Annotated in this window: 12 protein-coding genes and 1 tRNA gene; 5 read left to right on the plus strand and 8 right to left on the minus strand. The window is 58.3% G+C overall.

What is annotated here, in order from left to right; translation table 11 throughout:
• Window positions 1–286: 286 nt before the first annotated feature.
• Window positions 287–643: a beta/gamma crystallin family protein gene (locus tag ROTMU0001_RS00155; protein WP_005507425.1), complete on the plus strand. Its 357-nt coding sequence runs from the start codon at window positions 287–289 to the stop codon at window positions 641–643.
• Between the two features lie 98 nt (window positions 644–741).
• Complete coding sequence (locus ROTMU0001_RS00160) at window positions 742–1,611, plus strand: hypothetical protein (RefSeq protein WP_044141541.1); 870 nt, start codon at window positions 742–744, stop codon at window positions 1,609–1,611.
• Between the two features lie 83 nt (window positions 1,612–1,694).
• Here ROTMU0001_RS00160 and aceE read toward each other — a convergent pair whose 3' ends face one another.
• Entirely contained in the window at window positions 1,695–4,427 is a 2,733-nt protein-coding gene (gene aceE, locus ROTMU0001_RS00165; protein ID WP_005507429.1) for a pyruvate dehydrogenase (acetyl-transferring), homodimeric type, read from the minus strand.
• A gap of 480 nt (window positions 4,428–4,907) precedes the next feature.
• Between aceE and ROTMU0001_RS00170 the strand changes: the two genes are divergently transcribed.
• Together ROTMU0001_RS00170 and gndA are read left to right on the plus strand one after the other, a co-directional pair.
• A tRNA-Val gene (locus tag ROTMU0001_RS00170) sits at window positions 4,908–4,980 on the plus strand.
• A gap of 199 nt (window positions 4,981–5,179) precedes the next feature.
• Window positions 5,180–6,652 (plus strand): NADP-dependent phosphogluconate dehydrogenase, encoded by a 1,473-nt coding sequence (gene gndA / locus ROTMU0001_RS00175; protein ID WP_005505596.1) that lies wholly within the window; start codon window positions 5,180–5,182, stop codon window positions 6,650–6,652.
• 206 nt (window positions 6,653–6,858) lie between these two features.
• Here gndA and epsC read toward each other — a convergent pair whose 3' ends face one another.
• From epsC to ROTMU0001_RS00210, 7 genes are all read right to left on the minus strand, one after another.
• Window positions 6,859–7,443 carry a serine O-acetyltransferase EpsC gene (gene epsC, locus ROTMU0001_RS00180; protein ID WP_005507433.1) on the minus strand — a complete coding sequence of 195 codons (585 nt, stop codon included), beginning with the start codon at window positions 7,441–7,443 and terminating at the stop codon, window positions 6,859–6,861.
• A 324-nt stretch (window positions 7,444–7,767) separates the two neighbouring features.
• The gene (gene cysK, locus ROTMU0001_RS00185; protein WP_005505601.1) at window positions 7,768–8,703 is read right to left on the minus strand and encodes a cysteine synthase A; all 936 of its coding nucleotides are present in this window, start codon (window positions 8,701–8,703) and stop codon (window positions 7,768–7,770) included.
• A 401-nt stretch (window positions 8,704–9,104) separates the two neighbouring features.
• Entirely contained in the window at window positions 9,105–9,881 is a 777-nt protein-coding gene (locus ROTMU0001_RS00190) for a DUF6318 family protein (protein WP_005507435.1), read from the minus strand.
• A 117-nt stretch (window positions 9,882–9,998) separates the two neighbouring features.
• The gene (locus ROTMU0001_RS00195) at window positions 9,999–10,994 is read right to left on the minus strand and encodes a DUF6318 family protein (RefSeq protein WP_044141544.1); all 996 of its coding nucleotides are present in this window, start codon (window positions 10,992–10,994) and stop codon (window positions 9,999–10,001) included.
• A gap of 106 nt (window positions 10,995–11,100) precedes the next feature.
• On the minus strand, window positions 11,101–11,955 hold the full coding sequence (locus ROTMU0001_RS08920; RefSeq protein ID WP_005507437.1) for a DUF6318 family protein: 855 nt from the start codon (window positions 11,953–11,955) through the stop codon (window positions 11,101–11,103).
• A gap of 273 nt (window positions 11,956–12,228) precedes the next feature.
• Window positions 12,229–13,398 carry a DUF6318 family protein gene (locus ROTMU0001_RS00205; RefSeq protein WP_005507438.1) on the minus strand — a complete coding sequence of 390 codons (1,170 nt, stop codon included), beginning with the start codon at window positions 13,396–13,398 and terminating at the stop codon, window positions 12,229–12,231.
• A 268-nt stretch (window positions 13,399–13,666) separates the two neighbouring features.
• Window positions 13,667–14,494: a DUF6318 family protein gene (locus ROTMU0001_RS00210; protein ID WP_155115014.1), complete on the minus strand. Its 828-nt coding sequence runs from the start codon at window positions 14,492–14,494 to the stop codon at window positions 13,667–13,669.
• A 651-nt stretch (window positions 14,495–15,145) separates the two neighbouring features.
• Here ROTMU0001_RS00210 and ROTMU0001_RS00215 point away from each other — a divergent pair.
• Complete coding sequence (locus ROTMU0001_RS00215; protein ID WP_005507441.1) at window positions 15,146–17,074, plus strand: dynamin family protein; 1,929 nt, start codon at window positions 15,146–15,148, stop codon at window positions 17,072–17,074.
• Window positions 17,075–17,097 lie beyond the last annotated feature (23 nt).

Raw genomic sequence — 17,097 nt, forward strand, 5'->3', positions numbered from 1 at the left:
TAGTCACATAAAATATTTGTGTAAAAAATTATCAGTGTGCAAATGGCTCCAAATACCAAATTTTACAGCCCTTATTATACATACACCCTTAAATTTTGTGACATATGCCTCATCCATTGCTTGAAAAGGCTCCTTAATGAGTGCTACATTGTAGCCACCTCTTAAATATGATTCCGATTACATAGATAGGGGTTGTAGCTAAGAGAACGACTTGGTAAACACCAGGCCGTGAAACGTATCTCACTCACGCAGAAGGATATCCTTCTCAAAACACTAGGAGTTTACGATGAAGCTCTACAAGGCTCTTGCAACCGCGATGGTTGCAACGGCAGCTACCATGGCAGCGATGCCCGCCGGTAACGCCGCAGTCTTTTACGACTGGCGTAACTATAACGAGGCAGGCGGTATTCACGACACCCACGGCGACTGGGACGTGCATCACCTGGGCGATATGAATGATCGCGTATCTTCCATCCGAAGCTATGGCGAACGTTACGTCGCTTATCAGGATGAAAACTACCAGGGATTCTCATTCGATATCAATTATCGCGACTTCAACAGCCTCGAAGGTTTCTATGAAGGTCGAAATTGGTGGAACGGAGACTGGAACGATAAGATCACTTCCCTTCACCGCAAAAAGTAATTTCCCCGTATAGATGGTTGGGTGGCGTGGTATTGCATAAGTACTATGCCACCCAACCATAAAATATATCCCCTTGTTGTTCTTGAAAGGAAAAAATCATGAACCTCAAGAAAATCTTTCAGCCCGCAATGGCTTTAACATTTGCATTCACGCTAGCCTGCACATCCTGTTCTACAGGCCCGAAACTAGAACGTGATGAAACAGCCCAAGCAACTCTAGACTATAAAAACAACCGAATCATTACTCCACTCGAAGAATACAATGACCTTTTAGATGAAAATTCCCAGTATTACACTCAAGCCTTGGAAATTCTCAGGCAGCGCTGTTTTGCAAAACACGGCCAATCCTACGAAATATATATCCCGGATATAGAAGATATTAAAATCGTTTCGTCCGGTCGCGAGTTTGGTCTCTGGAACCCCGAATACGCCGCCAAATATGGAAACTTCAAGCGATCTGGGAATGCACCATCGTCCGCGGGCTATGACACAAAAATCATGGAACAGTGCATGCCTGAAATCTCATCCACTATGAAAGAGATTGCGGGCATCAGCATCGAAGAGCAAAGTGGCCTCTCAGAAGCCTATCGTCGAATCCACGGCGAATCTTATGCAGCTGCCATGAATCATCCCGAATGGAAAAAATACCGTGAAGCATGGTGGAAATGCCTATCAGATAAAGGTCTAACGCCACGAAAAGGCGACCAAGAATGGGGTACAAAAGAGCTATCAAATGCAACCCGCGCTAGCGGTGATGGAAATGCCCCGGCATCAGAAGAAGAAATTCGACTCAGCGTCATTGAAGCACAATGCAGTAAAGATACAGGAATGGCTCAAGGTCTTGCCAACCTCGTAGCCTCATACCAAAAACCGCTCATTCGAGATAATGAAACAAAACTAGAAGAACAGCGACAGCGGCAATCAGAAGTTAATCTTCGGTATAAAGAGTGGGTTCTCAAAAACCAATAAATATAATGCCCCCGGTTGATGATTCATCAACCGGGGGCATCGTTTAGCGTCTAACGCAGAACCGGGGTTCTACCGCTAAATGCTTAGTGCTGCTCCAGCTCGGAGTTAGCGTTCACGTTCAGCAGGTCGTACTTAGCGAATGCCTTCGCGGGAACATCTGCTGCAACCTCGCCGCGCTTTGCCAGCATCTGCAGGGTGCGGACAACAACCGACTCTGCATCGATGTGGAAGAAGCGACGTGCACCCGGGCGGGTGTCTGCGAAGCCGAAGCCATCAGCACCCAGGGTTGCGAAGTCGTTCGGAACGAACTGGCGGATCTGGTCGGGAACCTCCGAAGCGAAGTCGGTGGTCGCGACGATCGGGCCAGCAGCGCCAGCCAGCTTCTGGGTCACGTAAGGAACGCGAGCGGGCTGGTTCGGGTTCAGCAGAGCCTCTTCCTCAGCGGCAATACCGTCGCGGCGCAGCTCGGTCCACGAGGTGACAGACCAGACGTCTGCGGAGACGCCCCAGTCCTCAGCCAGCAGCTGCTGAGCCTTCTCAGCCCACGGAACAGCAACGCCGGATGCCAGCAGCTGTGCCTTGGGGCCGGAGGTCAGCGGGGACTCGCTAATCTTGTGGATACCCTTGATGATGCCCTCAACGTCAACGTTTGCCGGCTCAGCAGGCTGGTGAATCGGCTCGTTGTACACGGTCAGGTAGTACATGACGTTGTGGTCTTCGTCCTTGGTACCGTACATCTGCTCGATACCGCGCTCCACGATGTGAGCGATCTCGTAGCCGTAAGCCGGGTCGTAGATCTTGAACGCCGGGTTGGTGGACGCCAGAATCGGGGAGTGGCCATCGTTGTGCTGCAGACCCTCACCGGACAGGGTGGTACGACCTGCGGTTGCACCGATGACGAAGCCGCGGCACAGCTGGTCGGCAGCAGCCCAGAAGCCGTCGCCAGTGCGCTGGAAGCCGAACATCGAGTAGAAGATGTAAATCGGGATCATCGGCTCGCCGTGGGTGTCGTAGGAGGAGCCCAGTGCGATGAACGCAGCGGTTGCGCCTGCCTCGTTAATACCCACGTGAACGATCTGGCCCTCGGGGGACTCGGTGTAGGTGAGCATGAGCTGGTGGTCAACGGGCACGTAGTTCTGACCGTTGGGGTTGTACAGCTTAGCCGAGGGGAAGAAGGAGTCCATACCGAAGGTACGTGCCTCATCGGGGGTGATGGGAGCGATACGGTGACCGAAGCCCTTCACGCGCATGAGGTCCTTCATCAGGCGGACGAACGCCATGGTGGTAGCAGCGGTCTGCTTGCCGGAGCCCTTCTTGGTCTGTGCGTAGACCTTGGACTCGGGCAGGATAATCTCAGGCTGGGTGTTTGCACGGCCGGGGATGTAACCGCCGAGTTCCTTACGGCGTGCCTGCATGTACTGCAGTGCCGGGTGGTTTGCCTCGGGCAGGTAGTACGGCGGGTTGTACAGATCCTTCTCCAGCTCCTCGTCGGAGATGGGGATGTTCAGGTGGTCACGGAAGCCCTTCAGCGCTTCCATGGTGAACTTCTTGATCTGGTGGGTGGAGTTACGTGCCTCGAAGTAGGGGCCGAGCTCCGCACCCTTAATGGACTGTGCCAGGATGACGGTGGGCTTGCCCTTGGTCTCCATAGCTTCCTTGTAGGCTGCGTAGAGCTTCTTGTCGTCGTGGCCACCCAGGCGCAGGTTGAAGATCTGCTCGTCGGTCAGGTCTGCAACGAGTTCCTTGGTTTCGGGGTACTTGCCGAAGAAGTGCTCGCGGATGTAGCCACCGTCTTCGCCACGGAAGGTCTGGTAGTCACCGTCGAGGGTCTCGTTCATCAGCTGGATGAGCTTGCCGCTCTTGTCCTTCTTGAGCAGCTCGTCGTAGTCGGAGCCCCACAGGACCTTGATGACGTGCCAGCCTGCGCCGCGGAAGAATGCCTCGAGCTCCTGAACGATCTTGCCGTTACCGCGAACGGGGCCGTCCAGACGCTGCAGGTTGCAGTTGACGACGAAGGTCAGGTTGTCCAGGTGCTCGTTTGCAGCCAGCTGCAGTGCACCACGCGACTCGGGCTCGTCCATTTCGCCGTCGCCCAGGAATGCCCAGACGTGCTGCTCGGAGGTGTCCTTGATCTTGTGGTTGTGCAGGTACTTGTTGAAGGATGCCTGGTGGATTGCGTTCAGGGGGCCCAGACCCATGGAAACGGTCGGGAACTGCCAGAACTCGGGCATGCAACGGGGGTGCGGGTACGAAGGAATACCGTCTGCGCCCTTGGTCTTCTCCTGGCGGAAGCCGTCCATCTGCTCTTCGCTCAGGACGCCTTCAACGAATGCGCGGGAGTAGACACCGGGGGAGGAGTGACCCTGGAAGAAGACCTGGTCACCGCCACCGGGGTGGTTACGGCCGCGGAAGAAGTGGTTCTGGCCCATTTCGTAGAGGTCAGCCACACCTGCGAAGGTGGAGATGTGACCGCCAACGCCGATGCCCTTCTTCTGGGCACGCTGAACCATGATTGCTGCGTTCCAACGAATCCATGCGCGGTACTGGCGCTCGAGTTCCTCATCACCGGGGTACTCGGGCTGCTGGTCGGCGGGGATGGTGTTGATGTAGTCGGTCTTGACCAGAGTCGGGACCTTTACGCCCTTTGCGCCAGCCTCCTTGAGCAGTGCGCGAAGGATGTACTCTGCACGCTCGGTGCCGTGAGTCTTGATAAGGTCCTCGAGGGACTCGGCCCACTCCTGGGTCTCTTCTACGTCGATGTCCTTGAAGCCATCGAGAAGGGTGCTCAGGGAGTGCTCGTTCGGTACGTTAGCCAAACTAATCCAACCTCTCTTCTGTGCGGTTGTGAGATCGCCCGCCGCGCGTTGTTGCGTTGTCGAACAATCTTTGTGTTTAAGCGCTATAGGTCCGTAAGACCCACATCGCTTCTTATCTCTACTATCTTAGACCTAAAGGCGCCTCTCTTGGTCTCAAATGAGGGTTTTTGTGATGTGGGTTTCGCATTGTGACTATCTGAGTGGGAAAAATACGCATCAAAAGTACTAGTTAGGGTCTTTTTGTACCTAAATAGCGCGGAATGACGGGGTTGGCGGAATGGCGCGGAATGAAGGGGTGTGACCTGCCTAAAAGGTAATGGTCCAACATGACTTGTTGTGGCTTAGTGTGGGGTGCAGTGGGAAAGTGAAAAAAATATTGAGACATAGAACACGTGTTATGGATTTGCATGTCGTGCCAGAAGCCCGTATAGTTTTTTCTTGTGTTCGCCACTGGAACGAAAACGAAACAGTGAGAACTACGGGTCTTTAGCTCAGCTGGTAGAGCGCCACGTTTACACCGTGGATGTCATCGGTTCGATCCCGGTAGGACCCACCGATTACCCCGGTGCCGCAAGGTGCCGGGGTTTTTGTTTACCCAGTTTTGTTTACCCGGTTTTCTTTACCCATTACCCACCGCGAGGGTGCCTGGCGGGAAGCTCACGAAGATAATCCAGCCGGAACTGTGATTCCTTCGGGCATAAAACTGCAGTCCACCTATATATAGCCTGCCCTCAGCGCGTATCCTTATATACATGACTGAAAACAAGAAGGCACAGATTGGTGTCACCGGCCTTGCTGTCATGGGCGCAAACCTCGCCCGCAACCTGGCACGTAACGGCTACACCGTGGCACTGCACAACCGTTCCGTAGAGAAGACCGACGCACTGCTGGCTGAGCACGGCGCAGACGGCGACTTCATCCGCACCGAGTCCCTGCAGGAACTCGTCGACTCCCTCGAGTCTCCCCGCCGCATCCTGATTATGGTCAAGGCGGGCGCACCCGTCGACGCTGTTATCGAGCAGCTCACCCCCATGCTCGATGAGGGCGACATCATTATTGACGGCGGTAACTCCCACTTCCCCGACACCATCCGCCGCGAGCACGCCCTGGCTGAAAAGGGCCTGCACTTCGTGGGCGTTGGCGTCTCCGGCGGCGAAGAGGGCGCTCTCTGGGGCCCCTCCATGATGCCCGGCGGTTCCGCAGAGTCCTACAAGCACCTGGGCCCGCTGCTCGAAAAGATCGCAGCGAAGGCACCGCAGGACGGCGCACCCTGCTGCGCATGGATTTCCACCGACGGTGCGGGTCACTTCGTGAAGATGGTCCACAACGGTATCGAGTACGCCGATATGCAGGTTATCGGCGAGGCATACGACATTCTCCGCTCCATCGCAGGCATTGAGCCGGCACAGCAGGCAGAAATCTTCAAGACCTGGAACGAAGGCGACCTGAGCTCCTACCTGATCGAAATCACCGCTGAGGTGCTCGCACAGGTAGACGCAAAGACCGGCAAGCCCCTGGTTGACGTTATCGTTGACGCAGCGGGTCAGAAGGGTACCGGCCTGTGGACCGCTAAGGCTGGCCTGGACCTCGGTTCCCCCGTCTCCGCTATCGCAGAGTCCGTGTTCGCACGCGCCCTCTCCTCCTCTGAGCGTGAGCAGCGCGAGCAGGCACAGCGCGAACTGCCCGCAGGTCTGATTGCAACCACCGGCATCGGTGCAGGCGACCCCGAGTTCGTTGAGGATGTGCGCCGCGCACTCTTCGCATCCAAGCTCGTTGCGTACGCACAGGGCATGGACCTGCTCACCCGCGCAGGCAAAGAATACGGTTGGGACCTGAAGCTGGACACCATCGCATCGCTGTGGCGTGCAGGCTGCATCATCCGCGCCGAGCTGCTGGGCGACATCATGGCTGCCTACGCAGGCGAAGCACCCGCAAACATGCTGCTGGCACCCGCTTTCAAGAACCTCATGGAGGAGCTCGTTCCTTCCTGGCGTCGCGTGGTGGCTAAGGCAACCGCACTGGGCATCCCCGTGCCGGTGTTCGCTTCCGCACTGTCCTACTACGACGGTCTGCGCCGCGACCGCCTGCCCGCATCCCTGATTCAGGGTCAGCGTGACTTCTTCGGTGCACACACCTACGGTCGTATTGACGAAGAGGGCGCCTTCCACACCATGTGGAGCGGTGACCGTTCTGAGGTGAACGCAGCGGACATTCACGTTCACTAAGCTCCCGTAGCTGAATACGTCAAAGCCCGCCTTCGGCTGGATGAGAATCCGGTCGAAGGCGGGCTTTCGTTATATCTTCAATATGTTGTTGCGCGGGGTGCTAAAGAGAAGCGTCCCTAGGGGAAGAACCGTAGGGGAGAGGCGTTGCGGATATTAGCTAGGAGCCTCCAGCCGCGCCTCTACCGCCTCAAAACACTTGCCAAGCGCTAAATCCACATGGCGGGGTCAATATACTCCACAGCGTCCACCAGCGGCTTCTTCTTCTCCGGGGTACGCGGGCGGTGCTTCGCCGGAATGCCGGTAATAATCGAATCAGCCGGATGATCATTGACCACCACAGCGTTCGCGCCAATAGCGCTATCGGCACCAATAACCACCGGACCCAGCACCTTAGCACCTGCACCAATGGTCACACGGTCACCAATAGTGGGGTGACGCTTCACCTTCTCCAGGGAGCGACCGCCCAGGGTCACGCCGTGGTACAGCATCACGTCGTCACCAACCTCAGCGGTCTCACCAATGACAATGCCCATGCCGTGATCAATGAAGAAACGGCGGCCAATGGTCGCGCCGGGGTGAATCTCCACACCGGTCAGAAAACGAGCAAACTGCGAAAGAGTACGAGCCAGAGCCTTCGTCTCATCCTTCTGCCAGAGCTTATGGGTCAGACGATGAACCCAAATGGCGTGCATACCCGAATAGTTCAGCGCAATCTCGACAGCGCCGCGCGCAGCAGGGTCGTGCTGGCGGACGTTCTCAATATCTTCACGCAGACGCGCAATAAAACTCATGGGTTCCCTTTCCCTCATCGGTCGCGCTCTGTGTATGCGACCTTTCCAAAGGTACCAACAACGGGACCCTTTCGGCTATTCCCACCGCAATCAGCAACATGATGGACGCACCCGCCCGTGTCACTGCTCAACCGCGGCGGATGCGCGCGGGACGGTAGAAAAGAACAGCCGGGGACCAACAGGGGAGCGGCGGAACAGCTCAGCTCCTCGCCGTACAGTTCGCAGAGGGCATAGAAACGCCCCGCCTGCCGTGTATGCAACCGGCAGACGGGGCGTAGCACTATAAACCTGACGCCTCCCGATAGCGGGGGCTCAGAAGCTCAATTAGCCGCGGATATCCTCGTACAGAGCGGTAGAGATGTAACGCTCACCGAAGTCGGGAACGATAGCCACAATCAGCTTGTCCTTGTTCTCAGACTTCTTAGCTTCCTCCAGAGCAGCCCACACAGCCGCACCGGAAGAAATACCGCCCAGAATACCTTCCTGGGTAGCCAGCAGGCGGGAGGTGCGCATAGCGTCCTCAGCGCTGACCGGAGTCACCGAATCGTAGATGCCGCGGTCCAGGGTGTCGGGAACGAAGTTAGCGCCCAGGCCCTGAATCTTGTGGGGACCAACGCGACCCTCGGAGAGCAGCGGGGAGTCCTTCGGCTCAACCGCAACAACCTTAACGTTCGGGTTCTGCTCCTTCAGGTACTTACCGGTACCGGAGATGGTGCCGCCGGTGCCAATACCCGCCACGAAAATGTCGACCTTACCGTCGGTTGCTTCCCAAATCTCGGGGCCGGTGGTGTTGTAGTGAATGGTGGGGTTCGCCTCGTTGGAGAACTGGGACGCCAGGATAGCGTTCTCGGTGGTCGCAACGATTTCCTTAGCCTTCTCCACAGCGCCGCGCATACCCTCGGTACCGGGGGTCAGAACAATCTGAGCACCGTAAGCGCGCAGCAGCACGCGACGCTCAGCAGACATGGTCTCCGGCATGGTCAGGATGACGCGGTAACCGCGAGCAGCACCCACCATAGCCAGCGCAATACCGGTGTTACCGGAAGTGCCCTCAACAATGGTGCCGCCGGGCTTCAGCGCACCCGACTTCTCAGCAGCGTCAATGATGGCGCGGCCGATGCGGTCCTTGACCGAACCTGCGGGGTTATAGAACTCAAGCTTGACCGCTACGTTACCGGGAAGACCTTCGTCCAGTCGGTTCAGCTTAACCAGGGGGGTCTGGCCGGTTGCTTCAACAATGCTGTTGAGAATCTTTGCCATGGGGTGCTCCTTCATGAGCTTAGGGGAGGCCAGCCGCGACGGGGTCTCCGCAATGAATAATCGGTTACGTGGCAACTCTACTACTCACCGGCAGTAGGTTTAAACCTGCGGTCACAGTTCGTAATAATGCCAGAGAAAAACCTCAAGGAACGAGGTTCAGAAAGAGGGTACAGAAAAGCGCCGCACAAACCCTTTCTCGACAAAGGATGATGAATGTGCGGCGCTCTCTAGAAACATTATGTAGCCCAAAAGACAACCTCTGTATATAAGAGTAGTGGTGAACTCTGTTCACCGCAAGCTGGAGCCACAAATTTTATTGCCATCAATGGAAAAAACAGTAGAAAACCGCATCCTGAGACGGCACAACGCTAAAAGCGGGGGAGAGAACCAGCCTCAGAGGACTAGTTGATGTCCATGTGAAGGTCCCACTTGTTGTTCAGGTAGCGGCCAACAGCCTCACCGAACATCTTCACGTGACGCTTATCAGCCGCCACGGTCTGCTCCTTGCCGTCCTTGAACAGCTTCTCACCCAGATCCACGTTCAGAGTCACGGTCCAGTTGTACGCGCCCTGCGCCAGAACAGGGTGCTTGGTGCCAATAGTCAAAGTAGCGGTCGGGTTCACGTACCAGGTCTTCTTCTCGTCAATACCTGCCTTAGTGGAATCCGCGTACTTCTTCATTGCCGCCAAGGTCTCCTGATCGGTGCTGACCTCGTTCATGTAGTGCATATCGCCGGTACGCAGCAGGTACTCAAACGCCGCCCCGAAGTACGCCAGAGCCGCCGCAAAGCCAGCCACCGAATTCTGGTGCATAGCCTCCGGAACGATCGGGGACGGCACGTTCTGCGGCGGGTGCTCAGCGTTACCCGGCTGGTACTCGCCGTGATCCTCCATCTTCTCCAGCTTCGCTACGCCGCTGTAATCCTTATTGTCGTTAGGCAGCGGAGAGTTCGTCGCAGTAGCCGAAGCCGACGCAGAAGCGGACGGGGAAGCAGACGCCGATGCAGAAGCAGAGGGCGAGGCGGTAGCAGACCCAGAAGCAGCAGCAGAAGCGCTCTCAGAGCCAGAAGCGGAAGCAGACGCCTCAGAAGTAGCCTTAGAGCCACAAGCCGCCAGCAAAGCCATGGAGCTGACGCCCAGTACACCCAGCGCCGCGCGGCGGGTCAGGTTCTCGGACATAGTGATACCTTTCAGTCAGTCGGTGATTGCAACCAGTTTAGCCGCAAACCCAACAGGATACAGAGTTGAGCGGACGAAGCGTGAGAAGCGCCTCGCAGATAAAAGCGTTATGACGAACTATGACGCCGCGGAGGTGGCGGACGCCTCAACGGACGCCTCAGCAGAAGCGGCGGCAGAAGAGGGCGCAGAAGCCGAACCGGATGCTGCCGCGCTCGCAGAGGAAACACCGCCCTGAGCAGCGCTACCCTGGGCAGTGGCACCCTGAACAGTGGCACCGTACGCCACGCTCAGCTCCCACATCTTAGAATCAGCGTGGTAGCGACCGCGGAAATCGCACTCCTGAACCGTTACCCGAGAAGCCGGACCCGCCGCAGTAGCAGTAGCAGAAGCCGAAGCAGTAGGGGACGCCGCGTCAGACACCAGCGCATCCTCGGACGGCTCAGTAGGCTCAGCAGACGCCGAAGCGCTCGCCGAGGCAACCACCGGCTGGATCTTGCCCTCAGCCACCGCCTCCGCACCGAAGTCCAGAGTGTACTTGCCCTTAAACAGCAGGTTGCCATCACTCATAATGGACGGTTGCGCACTCGAAAGCGCATAGGAAGCCGACGGATTCACATACCAGGAACCCTTCTCCACACCCGCAAGAATAGAAGCCGACAGAGCATCCACCTCAGAGCGAGTCTTCGACGACAGCTGAATACCGGTCGAGAACGCATCCGTGCTACCGGTCTTCACCAGATAATCCATAGCCGCCGCAAAATAGGCAATCGCCTCATGAAAACCCGTCACCGTATTCGCCGACAGAGCATCAGTCACCTTCGGCTTCGGAGCATTACGCGGCGGATGATCCACCGTACCCTGCTCATAATTCACCGCACCCTCATAGTGGGTGTACTCCACCAGACCCGAATAGTTCTGACCATCATCGCTGTACCCATTCGGGTTAGCGCTCGACTTCGAACCGTTCAGGCTACCGCCCTGAGAACCCGACTGCTGGCTAGAGCTACCCGAGCCGCACGCGCTCAACAGCGCCGCAGAACCGGCAACAGCGGATGCGCCCAAGCCCAAACGCAGCAGAGAACGGCGCGAGAAAGACTGAGAAAAAGAAGACATAAGAGAAAAACCTTGAATCCAGGAAAGCTCGTTACTACCAGAGTAAAACAGATCATGCCCTAACCCGAGTGCGAGTTAGGGCATGATGCCTCATCCATCTGAGGGCTTAAAGGTTGTCACCATTAGAATTGCCGCCATTACCGGAGTTGCCGGAATTGCCAGCATTACCGCCGTTAGCGGCACCACCGCTGGCACCACCATTAGCGCCACCATTCTGCGGCTGAGCCGATGCCTGAGCCTCGTACTCATCCTGAATAGTCAAAGTCCAGTCATTATCGTGGCGCACACCGGTAATCACCAGACCGCGCTCAGTACGGCGCACCTTCTCAGACATCTCCGCAGGAGCACCGTCAATCACCACGGTCGGACCCAAATCAATCACCAAGTCAAAGGTCCACTGCACGCTCTTCTTCACCAGCGCAGGAACTGCAGTGAACGCAGACATGGTCACCTTCGGCGACACAAACCAATCACGATTCTGCGAGCTCTCATTCGACTCATCCATAAACGAAGAGAACGAAGCAATGAATTTCTCATCAGCCTTCGACTCACGCAGCGGAGCCGCATCACCGGTCAGCACCAGGTAGTTAATCGCCGCATACACGAACGCAATCGAATCGTATAGACCCTGCACCGAGTTCTCCGAAGCGCTCGCTGGACGCTTGGGGAACGGCACGTTCTGCGCGGGAGCAGACTCGGTCGCCGGAATGAAATCACCCTTCTTCTCGTAGTTATCGAAGGTTACCTCGCCGCTAAAGTCAGCGCGCGCAGAAGCAGAGGGGGAAATCTGAGGGGTATCCGCATCAGCGTCCTCGCTGGTGGACGAAGAACCACCGCACGCAACCAGTAGGGCGCTCAAAGACACGCCCGCAACGCCCGCACCCGCGTAGCGCAGAGCAGAACGGCGGCTGATGCCGGTAGTGGAACTGGGAAGCCCGGAGGTCATGGGGAAAAGCGCCACGGAATACCTTTCGAGTGAGAATCTCAGGTGAGAGACGAGTGAGAGAAAGCCTCGACGAGCGGATATCACACGCGGACATCCCTCTAGAGACAGTCCTAAGTATAACGCGCCCCCGCCTTCACACCCGTGTGTACCAGCGCTCAAACGAGCGTGATATGCCGCCCATCAGCGAACTTACCGCAACCAGCGGCAACAGCGCACCGAAAGGGGCACAGGGAATAGTGAAGGAGAGGACGCGTTCAACGTCTATAGGGATTGTCTATAGGGGAGGGGCTACTGGGCACCCGCCGCGGGAGCAGCATCTCCACCAGCGGCACCGGGCTGAGCGGCACCGGGATCAGGAGCACCGGGCGCTGCGCTCGGCTGAACCGTCGCAGCGGCAGGCTGAGTTGCCACAGGCTGCGCGGTAGCCGCAGGCGCCTGGGTAGCGGCAGGCTGAGGAGCCTGAGCCGCGCCACCCTGACCGGTGCCGGTCTGCGCACCACCGTTCTGGGAGCCAGTGTACTGACGGGAACCGTTCTGGGCGGCAGGAGCCTGCGCACCACCGTTCTGCGCGGCACCATTCTGAGAAGTGCCCTGAGCCGTGCCGTTACCCGAAGTATTCGCGCCGGTGTGTGCGCCAGCATTAGCCGCCACGGTGCTGTCATCAGTCACCGTCGGGGTATAGGTCGAGGAAGGATGCGCACGCGGAGTCTGCGTCGGCTTCGGGGTCAACGCGGGATCGTACTGCTGAGGCGCAATTACCAACCAGCGCTTCGCCTCTTCATCGTACTCAGCGTAGAGAGCCTTAATCTCCTGTGCCTCAGTGTCTTCCAGAGGCTTGGTCGTATTGGTCGCCTTCTCAACCTGCATACCGTGCGCCTGAGTTACGGTGCACGCCCACGCATACTTAGTGCCGCGGGTCGTCGGCTGCTTATCGGTCAGACGGAACGTCCACTCGCCGCCCACCAGCCAGTTCGTACCGGGAGCATAGAATGCACGCAGCTTCTCCAGCGCCGCACGGTTGGTAGAGTTCTGAGCCTGAACCACCTGCAGAGCAGGACCGGGGTCACCGGTCATGCGGGCATAGTTCACCGCCGCCGCAAAATACGCGAAGGTGGCGCGCAGACCGCGGGCGTTCTTGTCGTACATGCTCTCATCCTCAATCGGGATGGGCACGGCACTCGCCTTAGAATCAACGCTTGCCGGGCCGGCAGTCGGCTCAATCGTGTAGACCTGACCGGTTTCCGGGTCGGTGCTACTCATCGGAGCTGCGCCATTACCGGGAATGTACTTGGTCCACTTCAGCTCGCCCGACAGATTGTCGTAGGCACCCGCAATCGAAGCGGAAGCAGTGGGGGAGGCGGTCGCCTCCGCAGTCTTTTTGGAACCGCAAGCGGCAAGCATCGCACCCAGGGCGGCGGTGCCCGTAAGCGCAATAAAGTGGCGGCGGCTGTGAATCATAGTGATCCCCTTGAATGTGCTGTGATGCGGAAGTATCGGTGATAAGTGAAGAGCTCACGCTCCAATTCTCAGCCTAACATCACGCCCCTACAGGAGGGCGCGAAGCAGTCACCCGCAGGGCGGGTAGACGCGTATTGAGGCGAAAATGGGCGGACCTCATCTAGCCCTAGCCTATAGATTTCACGCGTGGCACACAAATAAAAGCCCTCATCCGTGCCTCATATCACCCAATATGACGGGTTCTTTGAGGCACGGATGTAAAGAAGCTTTAGGCTGAGCCTCGAATATAACGAGCCGCCTTAGAAGGGGTGCTCTTATTCGGGGTCGGGTGCGCACTCGGAATATTCGCGGACGGTTCAGCGGTAGCCGCAGGGGTGGCGGTAGCACTCGGGGAAGACTTCGGATCCTCCAGCATCTGCCAGCCCTCTTCACCAAAGTAGACGTAAGCATCCGCCTTCTGATTGCTGCCGTAGATACCGGTGAGCTGCTCACGCTGACGGGTCTCATGGTTGAACAGGAACGCGTTTTCGTCCACCTTCAGGGTCGCCTTCCAGCAGTAGACGTCCTGCTCGGTAGCGGGCACCGGCTGCGGGGAGCTCAGGTTAATGCACATGGGGTGGTTGTTCTTAGAGACCAGCCAACCAATGTTGTAGCGGTAGATATCGCGGTACATTTGCGCCATCTGACTAAAGTGCTCCTGGCCGGGCAAATCCATGAAGGGATTGGTGTCACCGGTGAGGAGCATGTAGTTCTGCGCCGCACCCCAGTACTGCAGGAAGGCGTGCAGGCCCTCGACGGTGCGCTCTTTAGCTTCCGGGGGCATGGTGGGGCGGGGGACATTGACGGCTCGATGGCTCAGGGTACCGTTCGAGAAATTTCCGGAACGCTCAAAGAACTCATCGGGCAGGATCGCCGGTCCGCGACCGTCCAGGGCGGATGCGGGCAGGGGCTCGGCGTAGGTGATGCTGCGCGTGGTGGTCGCAGATTTAGTCTGGGCGCTCTGAGTCGCATGTGCGGCATCAGTGGGAGAAGGTTCAGTGAGTGGTTGAGGGCGAGAAACTGCGCTGGGGCTGCAAGCGCTTGCGAGTGCGCTCAATGCTGCTCCGGAAGAAAGAGCAAGAAGATGGCGACGTGACAGCGAACCGAACATACGCAACCTTTCGCAAGAGTAAAGACGGGCAGGCAGTAACGGGTAGCTCGGATGCAGTGAACCTCAACGGCAGTTGATTGCAGTTGCGTGAGGGGTTGGTGAGCGTTCCCGATGGGTGTGGCATACCGCGGTGAGTACGGATGCGATAGAAAGGGCAGGTCAGAAGCCGCCTGAAGGAATCGGTGTGGGTTATGACCTGCCTGGTTGTCGTGCTCAATGATTCTAAGCGTACTTTCAGGTTCACAATGACCATATCTGCGCTTGAGCGTAAAAAGTTATCAAATCTTAATATTTGCCCGTTTTATGCGGGTTATAAAACATACCAATGTGTTCCGGATGACCGCATTGAAATATGCCGCTTTCCTGCGGAAACTCAAGGATTTTCTCACCTGCTCTTCTTATGAATAAATCATAAATTGGAGTTGTTGCACCCTGTGCGCAAGTAGTATCTCAACCTCTTCAGGTTGTCCAAACACCTATCAAAAACAGCCCCTCACACAGCCTGGGCACCCCCATCCGCACAACCTAGCCACAACGCGACCGCGCCAACACCCAAACATGGCATGAAGCAGGTGCGCCCTATGGGACAATAGCGCTGTGACTACCACCGACTATGCGCAGCTCAAAGCAGCTCGCGAACTGCTCACTCGAATCCCCCTCCCGCTCGACGTAGAAGCCGGCGAAACCCCCGGCACCCCCTACACCGTCACCCACGACGGCACCGCCGAGCACGGCACCGCCACCGCGCGCACCCTGCTCGCCGCCATGGCACGCCAACTCGACGACTACATCCTGCCCCGCAGCGCCAGCGTCGACAACCCCCTCACCATCGTGGTCGGAGGCTCCACGGGCGCCGGCAAATCCACCCTCGTCAACACCCTTCTCGGCGAACCGCTCACCCAGTCCGGCGCGATTCGACCCACCACCCGCCACCCCGTACTCCTGCACCGCGCAGAAGACGAAGCGGCGCTGTCGCCCGAACGCTTCCTGCCTACCCTGCCGCGCACCCGCACCTCCGGCATGAACGCCGGATCGCAGGCACTACCCGGCCTCGACCCGAAGATTGCGCGCGCCCTCATTCCTATTACTACCTCGGCGCTACCGCAGGGCATCGCGCTCATCGACGCACCCGATATCGACTCCGTCTCCGAGGAAAACCGCACCCTCGCCAAGGAGCTGCTCTCCGCCGCTGACCTGTGGCTCTTCGTCACCACTGCCAACCGCTACGCCGACGCCGTGCCCTGGGAACTGCTCCACGAAGCAGCCGCACGCTCCATCGCCATCGCCGTGGTGCTCAACCGTGTGCCCGAAGGCGACGAAGAAGCCATCGAAAACGACCTGCGACGCATGCTCGACGAGGCCGGAATCCACGCCGTACTGATTCACACCGTCACCGAACAGCCGCGCGACGAAAGCGGCATGCTCGCACCCGTCAGCCTCGCCCCGCTGACCCTGTGGATCCGCGAACTCGGCGCCGACGCACCTGCCCGCGCCGCCATCGCCCGGCAGACCCTCGCCGGTGCCGTCGAAACCCTCGCCGGTAACCTGCAGGTGCTCGCCGCCGAACAGGCACGCCAGCAGGCGGCACACCAGTCGCTTGCCACCATCGCCGCCGAAGAATACGAGGACGCGCTGACCACCATTGACGGGGCGCTCTCCGACGGCTCGCTGCTACGCGGTGAAGTGCTCTCGCGCTGGCACGACTTCGTGGGAACCGGCGACTTCTTCCGCTCCCTCGACAGCACCATCGGTCGCCTGCGCGACCGCGTCGGCTCCGCACTGCGCGGTCAGCCCGCCGCCGCACAGAAGGTAGAAGACGCCCTCGAAAGCGGCATCCACGCCGTCGTGCTGGATGCAGCCGCCCGTGCCTCCGAAAACACCCGCACCCGCTGGCGTGCCAGCCGCGCCGGACGCTCCCTGCTGGCGCGCCTTGATGCGCCGCAGGCTGTTTCTGTTGCGCCGCAGGCTGTCTCCACCGCACCCGAACAGAACGCAGGCGCAAACGGTGAGGTGAAGGGCAACGAAGCGAAGGGCGAAGTGCAGTCCGCCGAGGACATCTTCTCCGCAGCCGTTGCCGAACAGATTCGCCTCTGGCAGGGCTCCGTGCTCGAAATGATTCGCGAAGAAGGCGCCGACAAGCGCAAACGCGCCCGCTTCCTCTCCCTGGGTGTGAACGCCACTGCCGTGATGCTCATGGTCGCCGCGTTCAGCCTCACCGGCGGCATTACCGGTATTGAGGCAGGTATTGCCGGCGGTAGTGGCGTGGTCGGCACCAAACTGCTCGAGTCCATCTTCGGTGAAGACGCGGTGCGCCGCATGGCAACCCGCGCCCGCACCGACCTGCTCGAACGCATGGCGGATCTGCTCACCGAGCACGCTCAGCCCTTCACCGTGGTACTCGAAGAAACCGACCCGCAGGCTGATGCCGAGGACATTCATCGCGCCGCCGAGCAGGTGCAGAACATCGCCGCAGAAATGAGCGCGCAGAGCCAAACTGCCCACACTAACGGCACAGTTGCCCGCTAAACCACTCCGGACAGGCACCCCGC

It is taken from the genome of Rothia mucilaginosa ATCC 25296, assembly GCF_000175615.1.
Taxonomy (GTDB): domain Bacteria; phylum Actinomycetota; class Actinomycetes; order Actinomycetales; family Micrococcaceae; genus Rothia; species Rothia mucilaginosa.